At 69.6% G+C, this 20,154-nt stretch carries 9 protein-coding genes; 7 read left to right on the top strand and 2 right to left on the bottom strand.

Annotation, left to right across the window (positions count from 1 at the left end):
* The first annotated feature begins 89 nt into the window (after positions 1-89).
* The 4 genes from OG430_RS11005 to OG430_RS11020 all read left to right on the top strand — a co-directional run bounded on the left by OG430_RS11005 (position 90) and on the right by OG430_RS11020 (position 15,914).
* Positions 90-2,294: an N-6 DNA methylase gene (locus OG430_RS11005; protein WP_327352269.1), complete on the top strand. Its 2,205-nt coding sequence runs from the start codon at positions 90-92 to the stop codon at positions 2,292-2,294.
* Between the two features lie 182 nt (positions 2,295-2,476).
* On the top strand, positions 2,477-8,797 hold the full coding sequence (locus OG430_RS11010; protein WP_442816704.1) for a protein kinase domain-containing protein: 6,321 nt from the start codon (positions 2,477-2,479) through the stop codon (positions 8,795-8,797).
* A gap of 62 nt (positions 8,798-8,859) precedes the next feature.
* Positions 8,860-11,814, top strand: coding sequence for a DEAD/DEAH box helicase (locus tag OG430_RS11015; RefSeq protein ID WP_327352271.1), 2,955 nt, complete (start codon positions 8,860-8,862; stop codon positions 11,812-11,814).
* On the top strand, positions 11,814-15,914 hold the full coding sequence (locus tag OG430_RS11020) for an Eco57I restriction-modification methylase domain-containing protein (RefSeq protein WP_327352272.1): 4,101 nt from the start codon (positions 11,814-11,816) through the stop codon (positions 15,912-15,914). The genes OG430_RS11015 and OG430_RS11020 overlap by 1 nt, the downstream gene beginning before the upstream one ends.
* Positions 15,915-15,991: 77 nt before the next feature.
* Here OG430_RS11020 and OG430_RS11025 read toward each other — a convergent pair whose 3' ends face one another.
* Entirely contained in the window at positions 15,992-16,183 is a 192-nt protein-coding gene (locus OG430_RS11025) for a DUF397 domain-containing protein (RefSeq protein WP_327352273.1), read from the bottom strand.
* On the bottom strand, positions 16,180-17,058 hold the full coding sequence (locus OG430_RS11030) for a helix-turn-helix domain-containing protein (protein ID WP_327352274.1): 879 nt from the start codon (positions 17,056-17,058) through the stop codon (positions 16,180-16,182). The genes OG430_RS11025 and OG430_RS11030 overlap by 4 nt, the downstream gene beginning before the upstream one ends.
* A gap of 298 nt (positions 17,059-17,356) precedes the next feature.
* Here OG430_RS11030 and OG430_RS11035 point away from each other — a divergent pair, with 298 nt between their 5' ends.
* The 3 genes from OG430_RS11035 to OG430_RS11045 are packed head-to-tail and all read left to right on the top strand — an operon-like array spanning position 17,357 to position 20,123.
* The gene (locus OG430_RS11035) at positions 17,357-19,207 is read left to right on the top strand and encodes a hypothetical protein (RefSeq protein WP_327352275.1); all 1,851 of its coding nucleotides are present in this window, start codon (positions 17,357-17,359) and stop codon (positions 19,205-19,207) included.
* Positions 19,204-19,449, top strand: a complete 246-nt coding sequence (locus OG430_RS11040) for a hypothetical protein (RefSeq protein WP_327352276.1) — start codon at positions 19,204-19,206, stop codon at positions 19,447-19,449. Before OG430_RS11035 ends, OG430_RS11040 begins: the two co-directional genes overlap by 4 nt.
* Positions 19,446-20,123 (top strand): nucleotide exchange factor GrpE, encoded by a 678-nt coding sequence (locus tag OG430_RS11045; RefSeq protein WP_327352277.1) that lies wholly within the window; start codon positions 19,446-19,448, stop codon positions 20,121-20,123. The genes OG430_RS11040 and OG430_RS11045 overlap by 4 nt, the downstream gene beginning before the upstream one ends.
* The last annotated feature ends 31 nt before the right edge of the window (positions 20,124-20,154 follow it).

Below are 20,154 nucleotides of genomic sequence, written 5' to 3' on the forward strand. Positions count from 1 at the left end.
ATGCGTGAAAGCGTTGTCAATCGCATTGACTTCATTCGAGGCTCGGGTAGGGTGTGTACCGTCCACTCTCCGAAAGGCTCAGAATCTCCATGCCGAAGTCAGCGCAGGTGACCGCCGCCGAGATCTCCCGCATCGCCGGGGTCACGCGTGCCACCGTCAGTAACTGGCGGCGCCGCCACGAGGACTTTCCGGCACCCTCGGGGGGCACCGAGTCCAGCCCGCTCTACGACCTGGAGCCCGTCCGCGCTTGGCTCGAAAGCCGTGGGCACACCGCTGCCGCCAACCCGGCTGAGGAGCTGCGCACCAGCCTGCGGCTGCACGGGCCGGGGTCCGGGATCGCGACACGCATGCTTCCGCTGGTGCTGGCCGCGGCCCGACGCGACAAGGCTGAACTGACCAAGATCGCCGAGCTGCCGGATAGCGACCTGGCGTCGCGAGCCGATGCGGCTTGCACCGAGGTCGCCGAGGAGCTCCCGGCAGGACCAGCCGCCCGTTTCCAGGGCGATGAGGCCGACGCTCTGCGTGCGCTTCTGGTGTGCGTACGCGACGCGGACGCCCAGTCCGCTCTGCGGGTCCTGGCCGAACGCGAGCTGGAGGACAGCGCCTCGACCGGGACCTACGAAACACCTTCCGCAGTGGCAGAACTGCTGACCGCTCTGGCCCTGCGTGACTCAGACGCCGTACGACACCAAGACGACACTCGACCGGTGCGCGTGCTCGACCCGGCGTGTGGCAGCGGCTCCCTGTTGCGGTACGCCGCACACCTCGGAGCGAACGCCCTGTACGGACAGGACACCGTGCCGGTGCAGGCCCTGCGCACCGCCGTACGACTGCTCCTGCAAGCACCCGACGCCGAGGTCGCCGTACGCGACGGTGACAGCCTGCGCGCCGATTCGTTCCCCGAACTCCTCGCGGACGCGGTGGTGTGCAACCCGCCCTACGGCGATCGCGATTGGGGGCACGACGAGCTGACCTTCGACCAGCGCTGGGCGTACGGCGTCCCGGCCCGCGGCGAGTCCGAACTCGCCTGGGTCCAGCACGCGTTGGCCCATCTCGTCCCCGGAGGATTCGCCGCTCTCCTGCTGCCGCCCGCTGTAGCCTCGCGGGGCTCCGGGCGTCGTATCCGCGCGGAGCTGGTGCGCAGCGGCGCCTTGCGTGCGGTCATCAGCCTGCCGCAGGGCGTCGCCCCGCCCGCGCATATCGCTCTGCAGGTGTGGATGCTCCAACGGCCTGAGCCGGGTGGGCCTGACCGCAAGTCGGTTCTGTTCGTCGAGGTCGACGACGCACAGGGAAAACAGGGACAGGCCGGATCGGTATCGGGGCGCACCCCTGCAGGCCGTACGCAGACGCGCTGGGCGAAGGCCGCGGATGCCGCCTTGGCGGCGTGGTCGTCGTTCCTCGCGGCGCCGGACAGCTTCGCCGACACACCGGGGAACGCCCGCGCCGTGCCGCTGGTCGAGTTGCTCGACGATTACGTCGACCTCACCCCGGCGCGCCAAGTGAAGGCCACCCCTCTTGACATCGCCCCAGCCGAGCAGGCACGCCAGACGGCCGCACGGCGGGACGAACTGGTGGCTCACATCGGCCTGTTGACGGAGGCCACTGACGCCCAGACGTGGCTTCCGGCGGGCGCCTCGGCGCGGGAGTGGCGTACGGCCACGGTCACTGACCTGGCCCGCGGTGGGGCGGTTGAGGTCCTCAGAGCGGCGCCCGACGCGAAAGAGAAGGCGGAGGCCACACCTTCCCCGGCGCCAAAGACCCGTCCGGTCCTCACTGGCGCCGACATCGCACGGGGTGCACGCGCCACGGCCGACGGGGCCGGCGGGACGGCGCGGGGTGAGTCGTTGACCGTCACAGGCCCTGTGATCGCCGAGGGAGATGTCCTCGTACGGGCTGTCGGAGGCGGAAGCGGTCCGATGACGCGGGTCGCTGACGCCGAGGACGCCGGTGCGGTGCTCGGCCGCTCCGTCTTCCTGCTGCGGCCCGACGCTGACCGTCTGGACCCCTGGTTCCTGGCCGGATTCCTCAGCACCGCGGACAATCTCGCGGGTGCCTCATCCGGCAGTACGACCTTGCACATCTCCGCAGGACGTCTGCGAGTGCCCCTCCTGCCGGTGGACGAGCAACGCCGCTACGGCATCGCGTTCCGCCGCGTCCACGAACTGCGCACCACGGCCGTCCGGACCGCCGAACTCGCCGAGCGTACAGCCGAGTCACTTCTGACCGGTCTGACGGCCGGCGCCCTCATGCCACCCGAGTCTCCGGGCGGTCCACCAGCCCGGAAGCGCAACTGACGGTGCACGTCCGCGTCGGTTGATATCCCGGCGCCCCCACCCTGACACGGTCAAACTGGCACCCCAAGCCTGTGACACCAGACCACACCCGACTTGAGCAGCATCTGAAACGGAGAAGGCCAGTGAGCCCCGAGACAGTCAACGGACGGTTCCGGATCACAACGCCCCTGGGGCGCGGCAACATGGGCGAGGTCCATCGCGCCGTCGACCTTCAGGCGGCACCGGACTCAGCGCACCAGCAGGTCGCCGTGAAGACGGTGCTGCGCTCACGGACCGGTCTCGCCGTGGCCGCCTCAGGGGACGGCAAGGAAGTCGCCCGCTTCCATCGCGAAGTCCGCATCATGCGCATGCTCTCCAAGGGGCATCCGAACTTGACCCTGCTGCTCGACGGTGGCGTGGACGAGTCGTCCACCGGCAGCGGACTGCCGTACCTGGCCATGGAGTTGCTGGACGGCCACACTCTCGCCGAGCTGATCGAGGAGGAGCCCCAGCTCCCTGTCTCCTGGGTGGCAGCCATCGGGGCGCAGATGGCATCCGGGCTCGCTGCCGCGCACACGGCCGGGGTCGTCCACCGGGATCTCAAGCCGGCCAATGCGATGCTCACACGCGACGGTACTGTCAAGATCCTTGATTTCGGCATGGGTTCAGTCGTCGACGATCCTGACCAGACGCGGCTCACCAGCACGGGCGTCGGCGTAGGCACAGCTCGTTACATGGCCCCCGAGCAGTTCAGGGCCGAGCAGGTCGTCGCTTCGGCCGACCTCTACGCGCTCGGCTGCATCCTGTACGAACTGCTCATCGGCCGGCCCCCGTTCTCGGCACGCACCCCATTCGAGCTCTCCGAGGAGCACCAGAATCAGCAACCCCCGCGTCTGACCCTGGTGCGCCCGGATCTGCCCGCTGAGCTGGTCCGGCTGGTCGATCGTCTCCTGGAGAAGAGGGCCGAGGATCGTCCCGACAACGCCGCGATGGTCCATCAGGCGCTGATCCCGCTCGCTCTCGCCGCGGACGACACGGCAGCACTGCTCGCTGCCCACTGGCGGGTCATGGATCCGGTCGCGCGGCTGCGGGCTCTGCTGCCCGAGCGCACCCCGGCCGCGCCCGTGCCCGTGCCGCGCCGGCAGCCTCGTATGCCCGAGACGATGGATGTCTTCGGGATCCATGCCGACCTGATCAGCGAGTACGAGAACTTCACCAAGAGCGCGACGGTGATCCGCGACCCCCGGATCACCGGATTCGTCGAGGACGACCTGGCGGCGAAGTCGCAGTGGCCCGACCCGTGGCTGTCGCTGAACCCGTTCTTCGCCGACGGCGGCCAGGTCACCGACCTCGTGCGCGACGGAATACTGCACCCCAGGTGCGCGGAGATCTTTCAGGCCGGCAAGAAGCCGACCTCACTGCGCCCGGACGGCCGGCCCCTGACCTTCCATCTCCACCAGCGCCAGGCGATCGAGGCCGCGCAGGCCGGTGACTCGTATGTGCTCACGACCGGCACGGGTTCCGGCAAGTCGCTGGCGTACATCGTCCCGATCGTGGACCACGTCCTGAAGGAACGTCAGGCGGCGGGGCCCGGCGCAGGCGGCCGGGTGCGCGCGATCGTCGTCTACCCGATGAACGCCCTCGCCAACTCCCAGTTGGGGGAGCTGGAGAAGTACCTTCGCCACGGCTTCGGCACGGGTCGTGAACCGGTCACCTTCGCCCGTTACACCGGCCAGGAGTCCGATGAGGTCCGGCAGGAGCTGCGCAAGAACCCGCCGGACATCCTGCTGACCAACTACGTGATGCTGGAACTGATGCTGACCCGGCCGGACGATCGCTCCAGCCTGATCCGCATGGCCGAGGGTCTGCAGTTCCTGGTGTTCGACGAGTTGCACACCTATCGCGGACGGCAGGGCGCGGACGTGGCGTTCCTGATCCGGCGCGTGCGCGAGGCGTGCCGCGCCTCCGCGACCCTGCAGTGCATCGGCACCTCGGCGACCATGTCCACCGAGGGATCCTGGCAGGAGCAGCAGCGCGAGGTGGCGAAGGTGGCGGGCCGGCTGTTCGGGACGACCGTGCTGCCGAAGCGGGTCATCGGCGAGACGCTGGTCCGGGCAACCGAGGAAGCCCCGGCGACCATCCCCGCCGAGCGGCTTCGGGTGCCCGCCGCACCGCTCGCATACGAGGCACTGACGAAGGACCTTCTGGCCCGCTGGGTGGAGTCACGCTTCGGCTTGGAGCACGAGGAGGGTACGCAACGTCTGCGCCGCCGCCCGCCCGGCACCGTCGAACAGGCCGCGAAGGAGCTCCACGCGGAATCCGGGGTTGCCGAAGAGATGGTACGCGAGGCCATCCGGACCACACTCGAAGCCGGCGCCCAAGCCAAACACCCGGTGACGGAGCGACCCCTGTTCGCCTTCCGCCTGCACCAGTTCCTCTCCAAGGGCGACACCGTCTTCACGACGCTCGACGATCCACTGACCCGCCCGCTCACCCGCACCTACCAGCTGGAACAGCCGGACAGCGACGGCAAACCGCTGTTCCCGCTGGCGTTCTGCCGAGAATGCGGACAGGAGTACCTGACGGTCTGGCGCACCGAGGACAGCGGCACCTTCCGGTACGAACCCCGGCGGGACACCTCCGCTTCGGGTGGCCGAGAAGGCGAGGGCTATCTGTACGTGGGCATGCCCGGCGAGGACTACGAGTGGCCGGCCGATCCGCAGAAGGCGGTGGACGACCGGCGGTTGCCGGAGTCCTGGCTGGAGCCGGACGCCGACGGCACGACCGTCGTCAAGAAGTCCTACCGGCCCCGCCTGCCCAAGCGCGTCGTCGTGGACGGGCACGGCAACGAGTCCGGTGAAGGGCTCGTCGCGGCGTTCGTCCCGGCGCCGTTCCTGTTCTGTGTGCACTGCCAGGTCTCCTACGAGCAGACGCGCGGCCGGGACTTCGCCAAGCTGGCCACGCTGGACCAGGAGGGACGTTCCTCCGCGACGTCCTTGATCTCCGCGTCGATCATGAAGTCCCTGCGTGCCGTGCCCGAGGAGAGCCTCGACAAGGAAGCGCGCAAACTGCTCACGTTCGTCGACAACCGGCAGGACGCCTCGCTCCAGGCAGGCCATTTCAACGACTTCGCCCAGGTGACCCAGTTGCGCGGCGCTCTGTACGAGGCCGCGGTGCGGGCGGGCGACGAAGGACTGAACCACGACAAACTCGCCGAGGCGGTCGCCGGGGTCATGGGGTTGACCCCCCGTGAGTTCGCGGCCGGGACCGACCTCGCTCCCTCCATGGAACGCCGCGCCACCAAGGCTTTCCGGGACGTCGTGGGCTTCCGCCTTTACCGCGACCTGGAGCGTGGCTGGCGCATCACGATGCCGAACCTGGAGCAGACGGGGCTGCTGCGGATCGACTACGAGGACCTGGGCTGGATCGCCGAGACCCCGGAACGCTGGGCCTCCACACACGCCGTGCTCCGCGACGCCGACCCGGCGCTGCGCGAAGAGATCGCCCGCACCCTGCTCGACTACATGCGGCGCGCGCTCGCCATCGACGTGCAGTACTTCCGAGACGACTTCGACGCGTTGCAGCGATCCAGCGAGGAGCGCCTGACCGGGCCGTGGGTGCTCGGTGAGAGCGACCGCCCCTCCGTCGGCACCGCCTACCCGTACGGGTCGCGGCCCGGCATGGAGCGCTCCGCGCTGTTCCTCTCGGCCCGTGGCAAGTTCGGCAAGTACCTGCGGCGCAACATGCTCGAGCTACGCGAACTCCCCCTGGAGGATGTCCAGTCCGTCATCGAGGACCTTTTGAAGGTGCTGCACAGGGCAGAACTCGTACGCGAAGTGGACGCGACACCCGAGCAGTTCGGTCCGGCCTACCGCCGCCGCGCGGCGCAGAAGCGGACGGGCTTCCGGGTGTCGGCCGCGGCGCTGATCTGGAAGGCAGGCCACGGCGAGCGCGGCGCGGTCGACCCGCTGGCACGCACCTACAGCAGCGGCGAAGGCCCGCGCGTCAACCCGTTCTTCCGCGACCTGTACCGCACGGCCGCATCCGATCTGGCCGGCCTGTACGCACGGGAGCACACCGCGCAGGTCACTCCCGAGGACCGTCTTGAGCGGGAGCAGCTGTTCCGGACGGCCGAACTGCCCCTCCTTTACTGCTCCCCCACGATGGAGCTGGGTGTGGACATCTCCTCGCTCAACGCGGTGATGATGCGCAATGTGCCGCCGACTCCGGCCAATTACGCGCAGCGGTCGGGCCGGGCGGGCCGTTCCGGACAGCCCGCCCTGGTGACGACGTACTGCGCGACGGGCAACAGCCACGACCAGTACTACTTCCGTCGCTCCCAGGACATGGTCTCGGGACAGGTGGCCGCGCCCCGCCTGGACCTGGCCAACGAGGATCTGGTCCGCTCCCATTTGCAGGGGATCTGGCTGGCGGAGACCGGTATGAAGCTCGGCAAGGCGGTCCCCGAGGTCGTCGACGTCGCCTACGACCCGGATGGCGGGGACCGCCCCGATCCGCACATGCAGCTGCCGCTGCTCGCGGACATCCTCAGCCAGTCCCTCGACGAGGACGCCCGCCGCCGCGCGGCTACCGCCGCCCGCACCGTACTCGCCCCGCTGATCGCCGACTTCGAGGCGACAACGTGGTGGTACGACGAGTGGATCGAGGACCGGATCGAGCAGGCGCCGAAGAAGTTCGACGCTTCCTTCGACCGGTGGCGCCAGCTTTTCCGCGCGGCCGTCATCGACCAGTACGAGCAGAACAAGCGCGTCGTCGACCACACGCTCACCCAGGGCGAGCAGATCCGGGCGCGCAGCCGCCGCCGGGAGGCCGAGACGCAGACGAACCTGCTCCTCAACCGCTCCACCGACAGCAAGTCGGTGATGAGCGACTTCAATCCGTACCGCTACCTGGCCTCAGAAGGCTTCCTGCCGGGGTACAGCTTCCCCAGGCTGCCGCTTGCCGCCTATATCCCCCGCTCCGGCAACCGCCGCAACGCCGACGGCGATTACCTGCAGCGCCCCCGGTTCCTGGCGATCCGCGAGTTCGGCCCCGGCGCGCTGATCTACCACGAAGGCGCCCGCTATCAGGTGACGCGGGTACAGCTGCCGCCGGACGCGTCGGGTGAGCTGGCGACCACGGAGGCAAGGCGCTGCGACGGCTGTGGCTACCACTACGCGGTGCGGCCCGGCGCCGACAAGTGCACGATGTGCGGCGAGGAGCTGCGCAGCAAGCGCACCGGCCTGCTGCATCTGCACACCGTGTACACCACGCCGCGCGAGCGGATCTCCTCCGACGAGGAGGAGCGCCGCCGGGCCGGATTCCGCCTGGAGACCTCGTACGCCTTCCAGGATCACGGGGTACGCAGAGGACGGCTCACCTCGCATGTCGCCGACGCGGACGGCGCACCCGTCCTCGCTCTCGACTACGGCGACTCGGCGACCGTCCGCATCACCAATCTCGGCCGCGTCCGCGGCAAGGAGGGTGAACCGGACGGCTACTGGCTGGACTTGGGAGACGGCCGCTGGCTCAACGACCGTTCCGCCGCGGACGCCATCGAGGGCACCGGCATGCCGGTGGTCGACGAGGACGGCAACGAGAAGCGGCGCAAGAGGCGAGTTCTGCCGTACGTCGAGGACCGCCGCAACATCCTTGTCGTCACCCTTGACGAGGCACTGCCCGAACCGGTGGCCCTGTCCTTCCTGTACGCGCTGGAACGGGGCATCGAGGCGGCCTTCGAGCTGGAGGACTCCGAGTTGACAGCCGAGCTGCTGCCGCCCGACGAAGGCCCGCGCCGCCACCTGCTGTTCACGGAAGCCGCCGAGGGCGGCGCCGGCATTCTGCGCCGGATCCAGCACGACAAGAACGCCCTCGCCGAAGCCGCCCGCACCGCTCTGGACATCTGCCACTTCGACGTGGAAGCCGACGGTGCGGACCTGGGCGGCCCGGCGGACGAGGAGCGCTGTGCCCGCGGTTGCTACGCCTGCCTGCTGACGTACGCCAATCAGATCCATCACCGGCATCTGAGCCGGCATGCCGCCGCACCGCTGCTGCTGCGTCTCGCCGGTGCGCGCACCGAGCGCGAGCAGCGCGGTGAATCGCGCAGCGAGCAGTTCCGCAGGCTCGCGCCCTCGCCCACTCCTGCTCCTGCTCCCGCCGATCCGAGTCCGGCGAGCGCACGCCGGACGCCGACCCCGACCCCGACCCCGGCGGAGGCGGACCTGGCGTCCCTCGTCGTGCAAGGCGACCTGCTCGGCTGGCTGAGGGCGAAGGGGTACCGGCTGCCCGACGCGGTCGGCCTCCTCGTCGAGGAGGCGGGCACCTGCCCCGACCTCGCCTTCCACCTGGACGGCGCCAACCTCGCGGTGTTCGTGGACCTCCCCGGTCACACGCCGGACTCCACCCGCGACCTGGAGGCCGGCTATCGCCTGGAGGACGCCGGCTGGGACGTCCTTCGTTTCCCGGCGGACGCGGACTGGGATGCCATCGCCGACCACAACGCCGCGTACTTCCACCTCCGTTGACCGCGTCACGCGCATCCGATAGCAACTTATCCTCGCCCGACCTACAGGAACTGAAGACACTCATGAGCCTCACGTACACGGCCGGTTCCCTGGTCGCCGCCCGCGGCCGCGAATGGGTGGTGCTGCCTGAGAGCGCCCCCGACATGCTGGTGCTTCGCCCGCTGGGCGGCGGCGAGGACGACATCGCCGCGGTTTTCCCCGCGTTCGAGGACGTACGCCCCGCCGAGTTCGCCACGCCGAGCCCTGCCGACCTCGGAGACCAGCGCGCCGCCGGACTGCTGCGTACGGCCCTGCGCATCGGGTTCCGGTCGGGCGCGGGCCCCTTCCGCTCGCTGGCGTCGATCGCCGTGGAGCCCCGCGCCTACCAACTGGTCCCGCTCCTCATGGCGCTGCGGCAGCGCACCGTACGCCTGTTGATCTCGGACGATGTGGGCATCGGCAAGACGGTCGAGGCAGGTCTGATCGCGAAGGAGCTGCTCGCGCAGGGTGAGGCGTCCCGCCTCGCCGTACTGTGCGCCCCCGCGTTGGCCGAGCAGTGGCAGGGAGAGCTGCGGGAGAAGTTCGGCATCGACGCCGAACTGGTCCTAGCCTCCACGGTGTCGCGCCTTGAGCGAGGTCTGGAGCTGGGCCAGTCGCTGTTCGACAAGCACCCGTACACGGTCATCTCGACGGACTTCATCAAATCGACCCGCCACCGCGAGGACTTCGTACGACGCTGCCCCGACCTGGTGATCGCCGACGAGGCGCACACCTGCGTGGCCGCAGACGAAACCGGGCAGAGCGGCAAGTCGTCGTCCACGGACCAGCTCCGCTACGAGCTGCTGCGCAGGGTCTCCGCCGATCCCGACCGCCACCTGCTCCTCCTGACGGCCACCCCGCACTCGGGCAAGGAGTCCGCGTTCCGCAACCTGCTCGGCCTGGTACGCCCCGAACTGGCGACACTCAACCTGGAGACCCCGGCGGGCCGGGCGAAGCTCGCCGAGCACTTCGTGGCCCGCAAGCGCGCGGACGTACGCGAGTACCTCACCAAGGAGGACGGCCTCGCCGACGACTCGCTAGCCGAGCGGACCGCGTTCCCGTCCGACCGCTGGACGAAGGACGAGCCGTACAAACTCACCCCCGCCTACCGGGCGTTGCTCGACGACGCCATCGCCTACGCCAAGGACCGTGTCGAGACGGCCGGCGCGCAGGGCAAGCGGGAGTCCCGTATCGCCTGGTGGTCGGTGATCGCGCTGCTTCGCTCCATGGTCTCCTCACCGGCGGCCGCGGCACAGACCTTGAAGACGCGCTCCGAGTCGGCCACCGCACGCACCGCGCAGGAGGCGGACGCGCTCGGCGCACAGGTCGCGGCCGACTCGGCGGACAGCGACCGTCTTGAGGGCATGGACGTTGCACCGGGCGCGGCCGAGTCGGAGGAAGCGGGCGCCCGGCTGCTCGAACTCTCCGAGCGGGCCGCCGAGTTGGTCGGTCCGGCCGGGGACGCGAAGCTCAAGGCACTCACCCGCCACTTGAAGGGCCTGCTCGCCGACGGCTACCACCCGATCGTCTTCTGCCGCTACATTCCGACCGCCGAGTACCTCGAGAAGCAGCTCGAAGGCAAGCTCGGCAAGAAGACGAAGATCGCCGCCGTGACCGGCACCCTCTCCCCGCAGCAGCGGATGGACCGCATCGAGGAGCTCGGCGCCGAGTCCGCCGAGGAGGCCGGCGACCCGGCCGTACGCCGCGTGCTGATCGCCACCGACTGCCTGTCCGAAGGCGTCAACCTCCAGCACCATTTCGATGCCGTGGTCCACTATGACCTGGCGTGGAACCCGACCCGCCACGACCAGCGCGAGGGCCGTGTCGACCGTTACGGACAAAAGCGCGACCAGGTCCGGGTCATCACCATGTTCGGCGAGGACAACGGCATCGATGGCAAGGTCCTCGGGGTGCTGTTCAAGAAGCACCGGCAGATCATGAAGGACCTCGGCATCTCCGTCTCCGTACCGGACGAGACCGCCTCCGGCGTCACCGACGCCGTGGTCGAGTGGCTGCTCCTGCACGGACGCCAGGGCGTCCAGGAGAGCCTGTTCGGCTTCGGTGGTGACCACCAGGAGTCCTTCGACGCGATCGAGCGCGAGTGGAACTCGGCCGCCGAACGCGAGAAGGCATCCCGCTCCAAGTACGCCCAGCGCACCATCCACCCCGAGGAGGTGGCCCGCGAGGTGGCCTCCGTGCGGGCGGCGCTCGGCGGTGCGGGTGAGGTGCGCGAGTTCGCCGTGGAGGCTCTGCGCGACCTGGAAGCCATGGTCCGCGACCCACGGGACGGCAGCGGCGACTTCACCGCCCAGGTCGGCGGCACCCCGGCCGGTCTGCGTGACACGCTCGCGGCGACCCTCGGCGGCCGGCTGGTCGAGGAGGACCGCCAGATCCCGTTCCGCTCGACGCCTGCGATCGCCCGCGGCGAGGCCGCCCTGGTCCGCACCGACCCGGCGATCGGCGCCATCGCCTCGTACGTCCTGGACTCGGCCCTCGACGCGAACACCGCGGGCCCACGCCCGGCCCGCCGCTGCGGTGTGGTCACCACGGACGCGGTCACCACGCGCACCACGCTGCTCCTGGTCCGCTACCGCTTCCACCTGACGCTGCCCTCGCGTACCGGCGAGCGCAAGGTCGTCGCCGAGGATGCGCGCCTGCTCGCGTACGAGGGGATGCCGGCCCGCGCCCGCTGGCTGGACGACGACGCGGCCACCGCCCTGCTCACCGCCCGCGCCTCGGCCAACACCCACGAGCAGTCGGCCCGCAACCACATCACCCGCACCCTTGACGGCCTGCCGGATCTCGCCGCCCACCTCACCGAGTACGGCGTCACGCTGGCCGCCGAACTCGACGCCTCGCACCGCCGGGTCCGCAAGGCCAACGAGGAGATCGTCCGCGGCTTGAAGGTCGTCCCGCAGGAGCCCGCCGACGTGCTCGGCGTGTACGTCTACCTGCCTCAGCCCGCTTCTCCTTCTACCGCGTCCGGAGCCGAAGCCTGATGTCCGCCACCACCACTCGCAACGCCCTGGCCTTCACCGCCGTCACCACGGTCGGCGGCCTGCTCCCCGCCGACATGCTCCTTCGCATCGCCGAGGCGCGGAACTTGCCGGGCACCAAGTCCGCCGACTACGGCCTGCCCAACTCCGTTCCCGTACGGGACGAGGCGGAGCGCGCCTGGGAGTACCTCAAGCCGCTCTGGCGCGAACTGCGCACCGCCCTGCCCGCCGACCCGACGACCGGAGCACCGGCCGCCGACCCCACCGGCCGGGCAGGCACCGACTGGCTGGCCCAGCTCTTCCGCAAGCTGGACTTCGGCGCGCTGACGGAGGTCGGCGCGGAGGGCATCGCGGCCGACTCCGACGCATCCGTCCACTTCCCCGTCTCCCACCGGCACGGCCCGGCCCTCGTCCATCTCATCCCGTGGAACGGGGAGTTGGACAAGCGCCCAGCGGCGGGCCAGGTCCCGCCCCAGTCCATGCTCCAGGACTGCCTCAACCGCACCGACGCCCACCTGTGGGGTGTCCTCACCAATGGCCACCGCCTGCGCCTGCTCCGCGACTCGTCCTCCTTCGCGACCGCGGCGTACGTCGACTTCGACCTGGAAGCCATCTTCGACGGCGAGCTGTTCAGCGAGTTCGTGCTGCTGTACTGCGTGCTGCATGCGTCGCGGTTCGCGGTGGCAGAGGGGGCGGCGGCTTCGGGGTGCTGGCTGGAGAAGTGGCGTACGGAGGCCGTCACTTCGGGGGCGCGGGCACTGGACCAGCTACGGCTGGGGGTGCAGAACGCGCTGACCGTGCTCGGCACTGGATTCCTGCGACACCCGGAGAATGTCCGGCTGCGCGAGAACACCGACCCGAAGGCGCTCCGGGACGCCCTGCTCCGGCTCGTCTACCGGCTGCTGTTCGTCTTCGTCGCCGAGGACCGCGAGGCGTTGCTCGACCCTGCGGCCGGCGAGCGGGAGCGGGCGGCATATGGGCGGTACTTCTCCTCGGCCCGGTTGCGTCAGCGGGCCCGACGTCGGCAGGGCACGGCCCACGGCGACCAGTACGAGGCTCTGCGTATCGTCCTCGCCGCCCTGGGCGCGGAGGGCGGCCGTCCGGAGCTGGGCCTGCCCGGCCTCGGTGGCCTGTTCTCCCACACGGAGACCGACACGCCACTCGATGGGCTGAAGCTGTCCAACGAGTCGCTGCTCACCGCCGTACGCCACCTCGCCCAGGTCCGCGACGTGGGCGCCCGGCGCTGGCGCGCGGTCGACTATCGGCATCTGGACGCGGAGGAACTGGGCTCGGTCTACGAGTCTCTGCTGGAGCTGGAGCCGAAGCACTCGGCGACGGACCGCTCCTTCGAGTTGATCGAGGTCGCGGGCAACAGCCGCAAGACGACGGGCAGTTACTACACCCCGTCGTCGCTCATCGACTGCCTGCTCGACACCACGCTCGACCCGGTGATCGACGACGCGGTGAAGCGCGGCGAGGCCCGTGCCACGAATGCCGGGCGCCCTGATCCGGCCGAGGACATCGTCGACGAATTGCTGTCCCTGACGGTCTGCGACCCGGCATGCGGGTCGGGCCATTTCCTGGTCGCCTCGGCCAGGCGCATCGCCAAGCGCGTCGCGTCGGTACGTGAACGCAACCCGGAGCCGACGCTGGATGCGGTACGGCATGCGCTGCACGAGGTGGTCGCCCACTGCATCTATGGCGTCGACCTCAACCCGATGGCGGTCGAACTCGCCAAGGTTTCGCTGTGGTTGGAGGCGCTAGAGCCGGGGAAGGCGCTCGGGTTCCTCGACGCCCACATCAAGCACGGGAACGGACTGATCGGGGCGACCCCGAAACTCCTTGCGGACGGCATCCCGGACGAGGCGTTCAAGTCGATCGAGGGCGACGACAAGAAATACGCAGCCGGGCTGGTGAAGCGGAACAAGGCCCAACGGCACGGCCAGGACGAGCTTCTGTTCGACGCGGACGCACTGCCCAGCAACGAGCTATACGCCACCGAGCTCGCCCGGATCACGGACGCCCCGTCCGACGTCTTGGAACAGGTGCGAGCTCAGGAGTCGGCATACCAGACCTACGTCTCGTCCACGGCGTACATCCAGGACATGCATGCGGCGGACGCCTGGTGCGCAGCCTTCGTCTGGCCGAAGCACGGGGGCGCACCGGAGGCGCCGACGGACCAGGTGTTCCGGGCGTTGCGCAGCCGGAACCAGTCAGCGGTGCCGGATGCGGCGCATGCGGAGATCCTGCGGTTGCGGGACCAGTACAGCTTCTTCCACTGGCACCTGGAGTTTCCGGAGGTTTTCTCCGTCCCGGAGTCAGGCGTCGGCGTTCAGAAGGGTACGGGGTGGGTCGGCGGGTTCGACGCCGTGGTGGGGAATCCGCCGTGGGATCAAGTTCAGGTGGACGCACGCGAGTTCTTCGCAGCGAATCGAGCGGACATCGCTGAAGCAGCAAACCTGACAGTCCGTAACAAGAAGATCAACCTGCTGGCCACAGAGGCCCCCGAGCTGTACGCAAGCTTCAAGGACGAACAGCGCAAGAACGACGGATTCAAGCATTTCGCCCACGCCTCTGGGCGTTTCTCGCTGACAGCCTTCGGGCGGCTCAACACGTACTCACTCTTCGCAGAACACGCTCGCACCGCGATGGGTGCTCAAGGACGTAGCGGTCAGATTGTGCCCTCGGGCATCGCCACGGACTCGTTCAACCAATACTTCTTCAGGGACTTGGTCACCAAAGGACAACTCGACGCTCTCTACGACTTCGAGAACGAGGACAAGGTCTTTCCCGAAGTCCACAACCAGCTGCGGTTCTGCCTGTTCACACTGCGCGGCTCAGGCAACCTTCGCGAGCCGATCCGGATGGTGTTCAAGGTGCGACAGCCTGAGCAGATCGCCGATCGGAGCTACCTGCTGGCAGCCGAAGATATCCTCGCTATGAACCCGAACACCGGAACCTGCCCTGTCTTCCGCTCCCGCCGCGACATGGAGATCACGCTGGGCATCTACCGACGCGTCCCAGTGCTACTCAAGGAAGGCGTTGAGGACGGCAACCCGTGGGACGTGAAGTTCCAGCTCATGTTCATGATGAGCACGGATTCGGACAAGTTCCACACCCTTGAAGAACTCATCGCCGATGGTTGGCGCCTAGACGGCAACACCTTCGTCAAAGCGGGAGCGCGCATGCTGCCGCTGTACGAGGGAAAGATGCTGCACCACTACGACCACCGCTTCGCCACGTATGAGAACGCGACAGAGAAGCACCTCAACAAGGGCACCCTCCCGCGTTTCACCGTGGAGCAGCACCAGAACCCAACAGCCATCCCGCTACCTCGCTACTGGGTCTCTGAACAGGACACCCCCACCGGCGAGTTCGACAAGTCTGGCCACGAGATCAAGACACCAGGCGTCCGCACCCGCCTGCGGGCGCGCGGGTGGGACCGAGAGTGGGTGATGGGCTGGCGCGACATCTGCCGCGCGAGCGACGAACGCACGATGATCTGCTCAATCGCCCCTGCCCATGGCTTCGGGAACCCCTTCCCGCTGGCGTTCCCCGCCACCACCGCGCACGCGCCACTCCTCACCGCCGTGTTCTCCTCGAAGGCCTGCGACTACGCCGTCCGCCAGAAGATCGGCGGCACCCATCTCACCTTCGGCTACGTGTACCAGCTGCCAGTCCCGACACCCGACACACTCTCCTTCCACGCCCCCTTCATCACCCCCCGCGTCCTCGAACTCACCTACACCTCCCACGACATGGCCCCCTTCGCCCGCGACCTCGACGACACCGGTACCCCCTTCCGCTGGGACCCTGACCGCCGCGCCGTCATCCGCGCCGAGCTCGACGCCCTCTTCTTCCACCTCTACGGCATCTCCCGCGACGACACCGCCTACATCCTGGACACCTTCAACGTCACCCGCGACAACGACATCAAGGCCCACGGCGAGTACCGCACCAAGAACCTGATCCTCGCCGAATACGACCGCATGGCCGCCGCCGGCCTCACCCTCGACACCCCGCTCGACGAGTCCGAGACCGGCACCTACCGCTCCACCCTCACCCCGCCCCCGGGCCACGGCCCACGCCACCCGGCAGCGTGAGCGAACGCGGAGGCGGCCCGTACAAGAAGATGTACGGGCCGCCTCCGCGTATCCGCCGCCGCAACCGGGCGGCCCGCTCAGCTCTCCGACGCGTACCGGACGAACGACGACCAGCCGTCACGCCCGACCGCGAACGACGGCCGCGTCACGTCCTTGGAGTCCCTTATGTGGACGCCCTGTTCGGCGATCGCGACCTCCACGCAGTCGTCGCCCTGGCTGCCGCTGTGGCTCGACTTGAACCAGGTGAGATCAGTCGTATCGCTGCTCATAGTTCTCCTCGCAGCCGCTCCAGCAGGGCCCTGGATTCCTGGGGGTTGAGGGCCTGCGAGCGCAGTGTTTCATAGCGCTGGCAGACCAGGCTCACCTGTTTCGGGTCGGAGATCAGCCGTCCGTTCTCCTGTCCCTCCGAGTAGCCGAGCCGACGCCCCTCCGGCGTCTCCAGGATCCGCACCGGACCATCGAGACACGGATGGAGCGCCCCCTCCAGCGGCACCACCTGCAACGTCACATTGCGCGGCGCACTCAACTCCAGCACATGGTCAAGCATCACCCGCATCGCCTCCGCCCCGCCGAACCGCCGCCGGAACACGTGCTCTTCGACGATGAAGCTGAAGGGGACTGTCGGCCGCTCCCGCATCATCACCTGCCGGTCCATGCGGGCCGCGAGCCGCTCGTCCATCTCCTCGTCGGTCCGCAGCGGGATCGTGCCCTCGAACACCGCCCGCGCATACCCCTCCGACTGCAACAGCCCCGGCACCAGCCTGCATTCATACGTGCACAGACTCGCTGCCTCCCGCTCAAGGCGCGCCCACTGCCGGAACCACACCGCGAGCCCGGCCTCGCCCCGCGTCAGATGCCGCGCCGCACGCCGCAGCGCTCCGGTGTTCCCGAGGGCCGCCTCCGCCCGCTCCACGAAGGCCGGGTCCGGCATCCGTCGGCCCAACTCCACGGACTCCACCGTGTGCTCGGAGTAGTTGACCCGATCCGCCAGCTCCTCGCGGCTGAGCCCCGCGTGCTCACGCAGCGCCTGGAGGAACGCTCCGAACGTCCGCAGGCTGTCCGACGGATGAGGCTCCCGTTCCCACTCGCCCGCCGGGGCCGGACGTGTCGCGACCGCTCCCCCGTCACTCTCGACGTCGTCCATCCGTCGCTCCTCTCGGCGCACCGCACGACCCCGCGTTACCACTACCCAGCGTGACGGCGTACCCCGCGTACCGGCAACCCCGCGTGCCCGTACGCGCACTCCGCGTACGGGCTCCGGCGCTCCCCTCGCACCCCGACCGCGCATCTACGCAGACGGGCCCGCGATCTGGAAAGGTCCACGTCGGCCGCGTCGGCCCTCAGCTGCGTAACACGCTGACCTGAGACGGGCGTTGACCTTGGCGGCCGACCTTCATACGGTTGCCGTTGCAGTCAGTGGATCTCCGGGGGGAGCAGCAGGAATGCGGGCGGATGAAGCCGGGAGATCCGACCGGCCCGTATTGGCGGCGCGCCTGCTGGTCCTCGCCGAACAGGCCTACCGGAGCGGCGAGTTCCGCACCGTACGCCCCCTTCTCCAGCGCATCCAGAACGAGTTCGGCACGCCCGAGGACCCTGGCGACAGCGCGCGGCACGCGGTGCTGCGCGCGGCCATGGCCGCGCGGGCCGACAACTGGTCCGAGGCCGCCCGGCGCTGTCCCGACGACCTACGGCCGGCCGGGACCGACGTCGTCCACGCCCTCGCCGTGGCCGCGCTGCGCCGGCTCGGCTCGCGGGCGGGAGGCGAGGACGCCTCAACCGCGGCCCTGGCGATGCGGCTGTGGGCGTACCTCCTGGACGAAGAGGACCCGGGCGGGTTCCACGCGCTCCTTGGCGAGCGGCGCGCAGCGCCCGTACCCGACGAGCTGTGGCACGAGGCACGCGACCACCTGCACCAGCGCGTCGCAGAGCTGCTGCGGGGTCTGGACGCGCGGGCGGGCCGGGACGTGCTTGCCGCCTGGGAGACGGCGTGGCTTGTGGGGCGAGCCGATTCCGGTCTCCGCCCTGCGTCCGCCGCGCCGCTGCCGCCCGCCCGCGCGGCCCGGTACCTCCTGGATCACGGCGCGCATCTCACGCTCCTCGATGCCTACACCGCACGCCACCCGGACCAGCACTCGTGGAGCGCCGACGACCCCGAACACCGCGCGTGCTCCGCGGTACTGGCTCAGGCCCTCGCCGAGCGCGGCCGCGATCACGCACGGAGCAAGCAGTGGAGCGAGGTGTTGACCGACTTCTCCACAGCGGCCCGGCTCGGGCACGTGCTGAACACCGAAGAGGAAAGGGAGGTTCTGCGCGCGGCCGACCACGTGGGACGGCGCCGGAACCACGGCCACTCCCCCGCGGAGCGCATCGCTGGTCTGGAGAGGGCGCACCGGCTGCTGCCGCAGGTGAAGCAGCTCGCGGCCGAACTCGCCGCCGAGTCGTTGCGCCAGGGCAACACCCTCTTCGACAGCGACCCGGCGCACAGCCGTGCCCACTTCGCCCGCGCCCTGGCCGCGACGCCCGGTGACGCGGAGGCCAGGGTCGGAGCCGATGATGCCGACCTCAGACTGCGTCTGGAGCAAGCTCTCGACGGCGCTGTGAACAAGCAGGTTGCGCCCAGCCAGAAGATCCTCGTCCGCGAAGTCCAGGGACTCCTCAAACGCCGCCCGGACTGCAAGCCCGCCCGCCTCTGGCTCCGGGAACACCATGCCGCGCGGGCGATCGCGGCTGCTCTCCACACGGATACGGAGGCCGCGCGCAACGCCGTACGCAAGGTGATGCGGATCAACGGCGGCGGGCACCGGCCGAGTCCGCTGGAACTCGACCGTGAGCTCATCGAGTTGCTGCTCTCCGCGGCCGTACGCGAGGGCGCGGCGGACGACGTCGCCGGCCTGTGCCGCAGCGTCGATCTGCTGAGCACGGCAGGCAAGGTCGCGGCGCATTCCGCGAGCCGTCTTGAACGGTGGCGCGACCAGGTCCGAGGAGAGCTCGCCGACGCGGTACTCCGCCTCGCCGGCCTGCTTGATGACACCGCGACCTCATCGGATGTCATCGATCTGTATCTCAAGGATCATCTGCGGACCGGTGTCAGCGCGCGCTTCGACGAGATCGTCGCCACCGCCTACCTGAACCGCGCCCGTGAGAACGAACAGGCAGGCGATCACGGTCAGGCGCAGCGCGACCGCGTGTGTGCCGAACGCATCGGTGGCGAACTGCCCGCGCAAGGGCTGCTGTTCGGCCACTACTCCGACACATCCGGCCACGACGACTCACCACAGGAACCCCTCTTTTGACCACACCCACCACACCCTGGTTCGGCCCCACACTCCACGAGCTGATTCCCGGCCTGCCGCCCGGCACGCGGCCCCCTGCCCTTCGCAGGGCCGCGGCACAGGCACTCGCCACCGCGAAGGGCGATCCGGTGGCACTGGAGAACCTGCGCCGTGCCGACCAGGCGTCCCGCAACGCCGTCACCGCCCTGGTCGCGGAGATGCTCACTCCCCCGCTGTCCCACCACACCGAGGATGCGCTGTGAACGGTTCTGCCGCCGCCGGCCCGCCGAGCGAGCTCGACAAGTTGCGGCGCCGCGTGGAGGCGCTGTCCCGTAAGCGCGACGAGGCCGAGGCACGGTTGCACCGCCTGCTGTCCGGGCTGCTGCCTCTCGACGACCTGCTCGCCGACACGCGTAGCAGAGCGGGCGCCCTGCACGACCTGCGTTCCGCCCGCGAGACGAGCGCGATCGCCGTGGCCCTGGGCGAACAGATCGAGGCGGCGCATCTGATGCTCCGCGGCGAGTTCGCACGGCACGATGTGCGGCCGATGGAGGTGGTGGGCAGGGCGGCCGATCCGGCGGAGATGCGGGTGATCGCGACGGAGCCGCACCCGTCCCTTTTGGAAGGCACCGTGCTGAGGGAGACGTCCACCGGCTTCCGCCTGGGGTCGTCCACCCTTCGCCCGGCGGAGGTGGTCATCGCTGAGCCGGGCCCGGTGGTCGTCGCAGAACCAGACTCGGCGGTCAGCACAGAACCAGGCCCGGCGCGGTGGCCCGAAGCGGCCGTGGTGAGCGCCGCGGGCTCGGAGCCATCGGCGGCCGGGCCACCGCCCGGCACCCGCGGCCGGCGCGCTCAGCCCCGCCGCACCACTCGTTCTCAGCGCCGCACTTCCCAGAACTCGGCGCCTTGGAGGGGTCGTCGGCGGCGACGGTCCTGACCGGCCACTCTCCTGACCGCACTCTCCAACG

The organism is Streptomyces sp. NBC_01304, from assembly GCF_035975855.1.
Classification (GTDB): Bacteria; Actinomycetota; Actinomycetes; order Streptomycetales; family Streptomycetaceae; genus Streptomyces.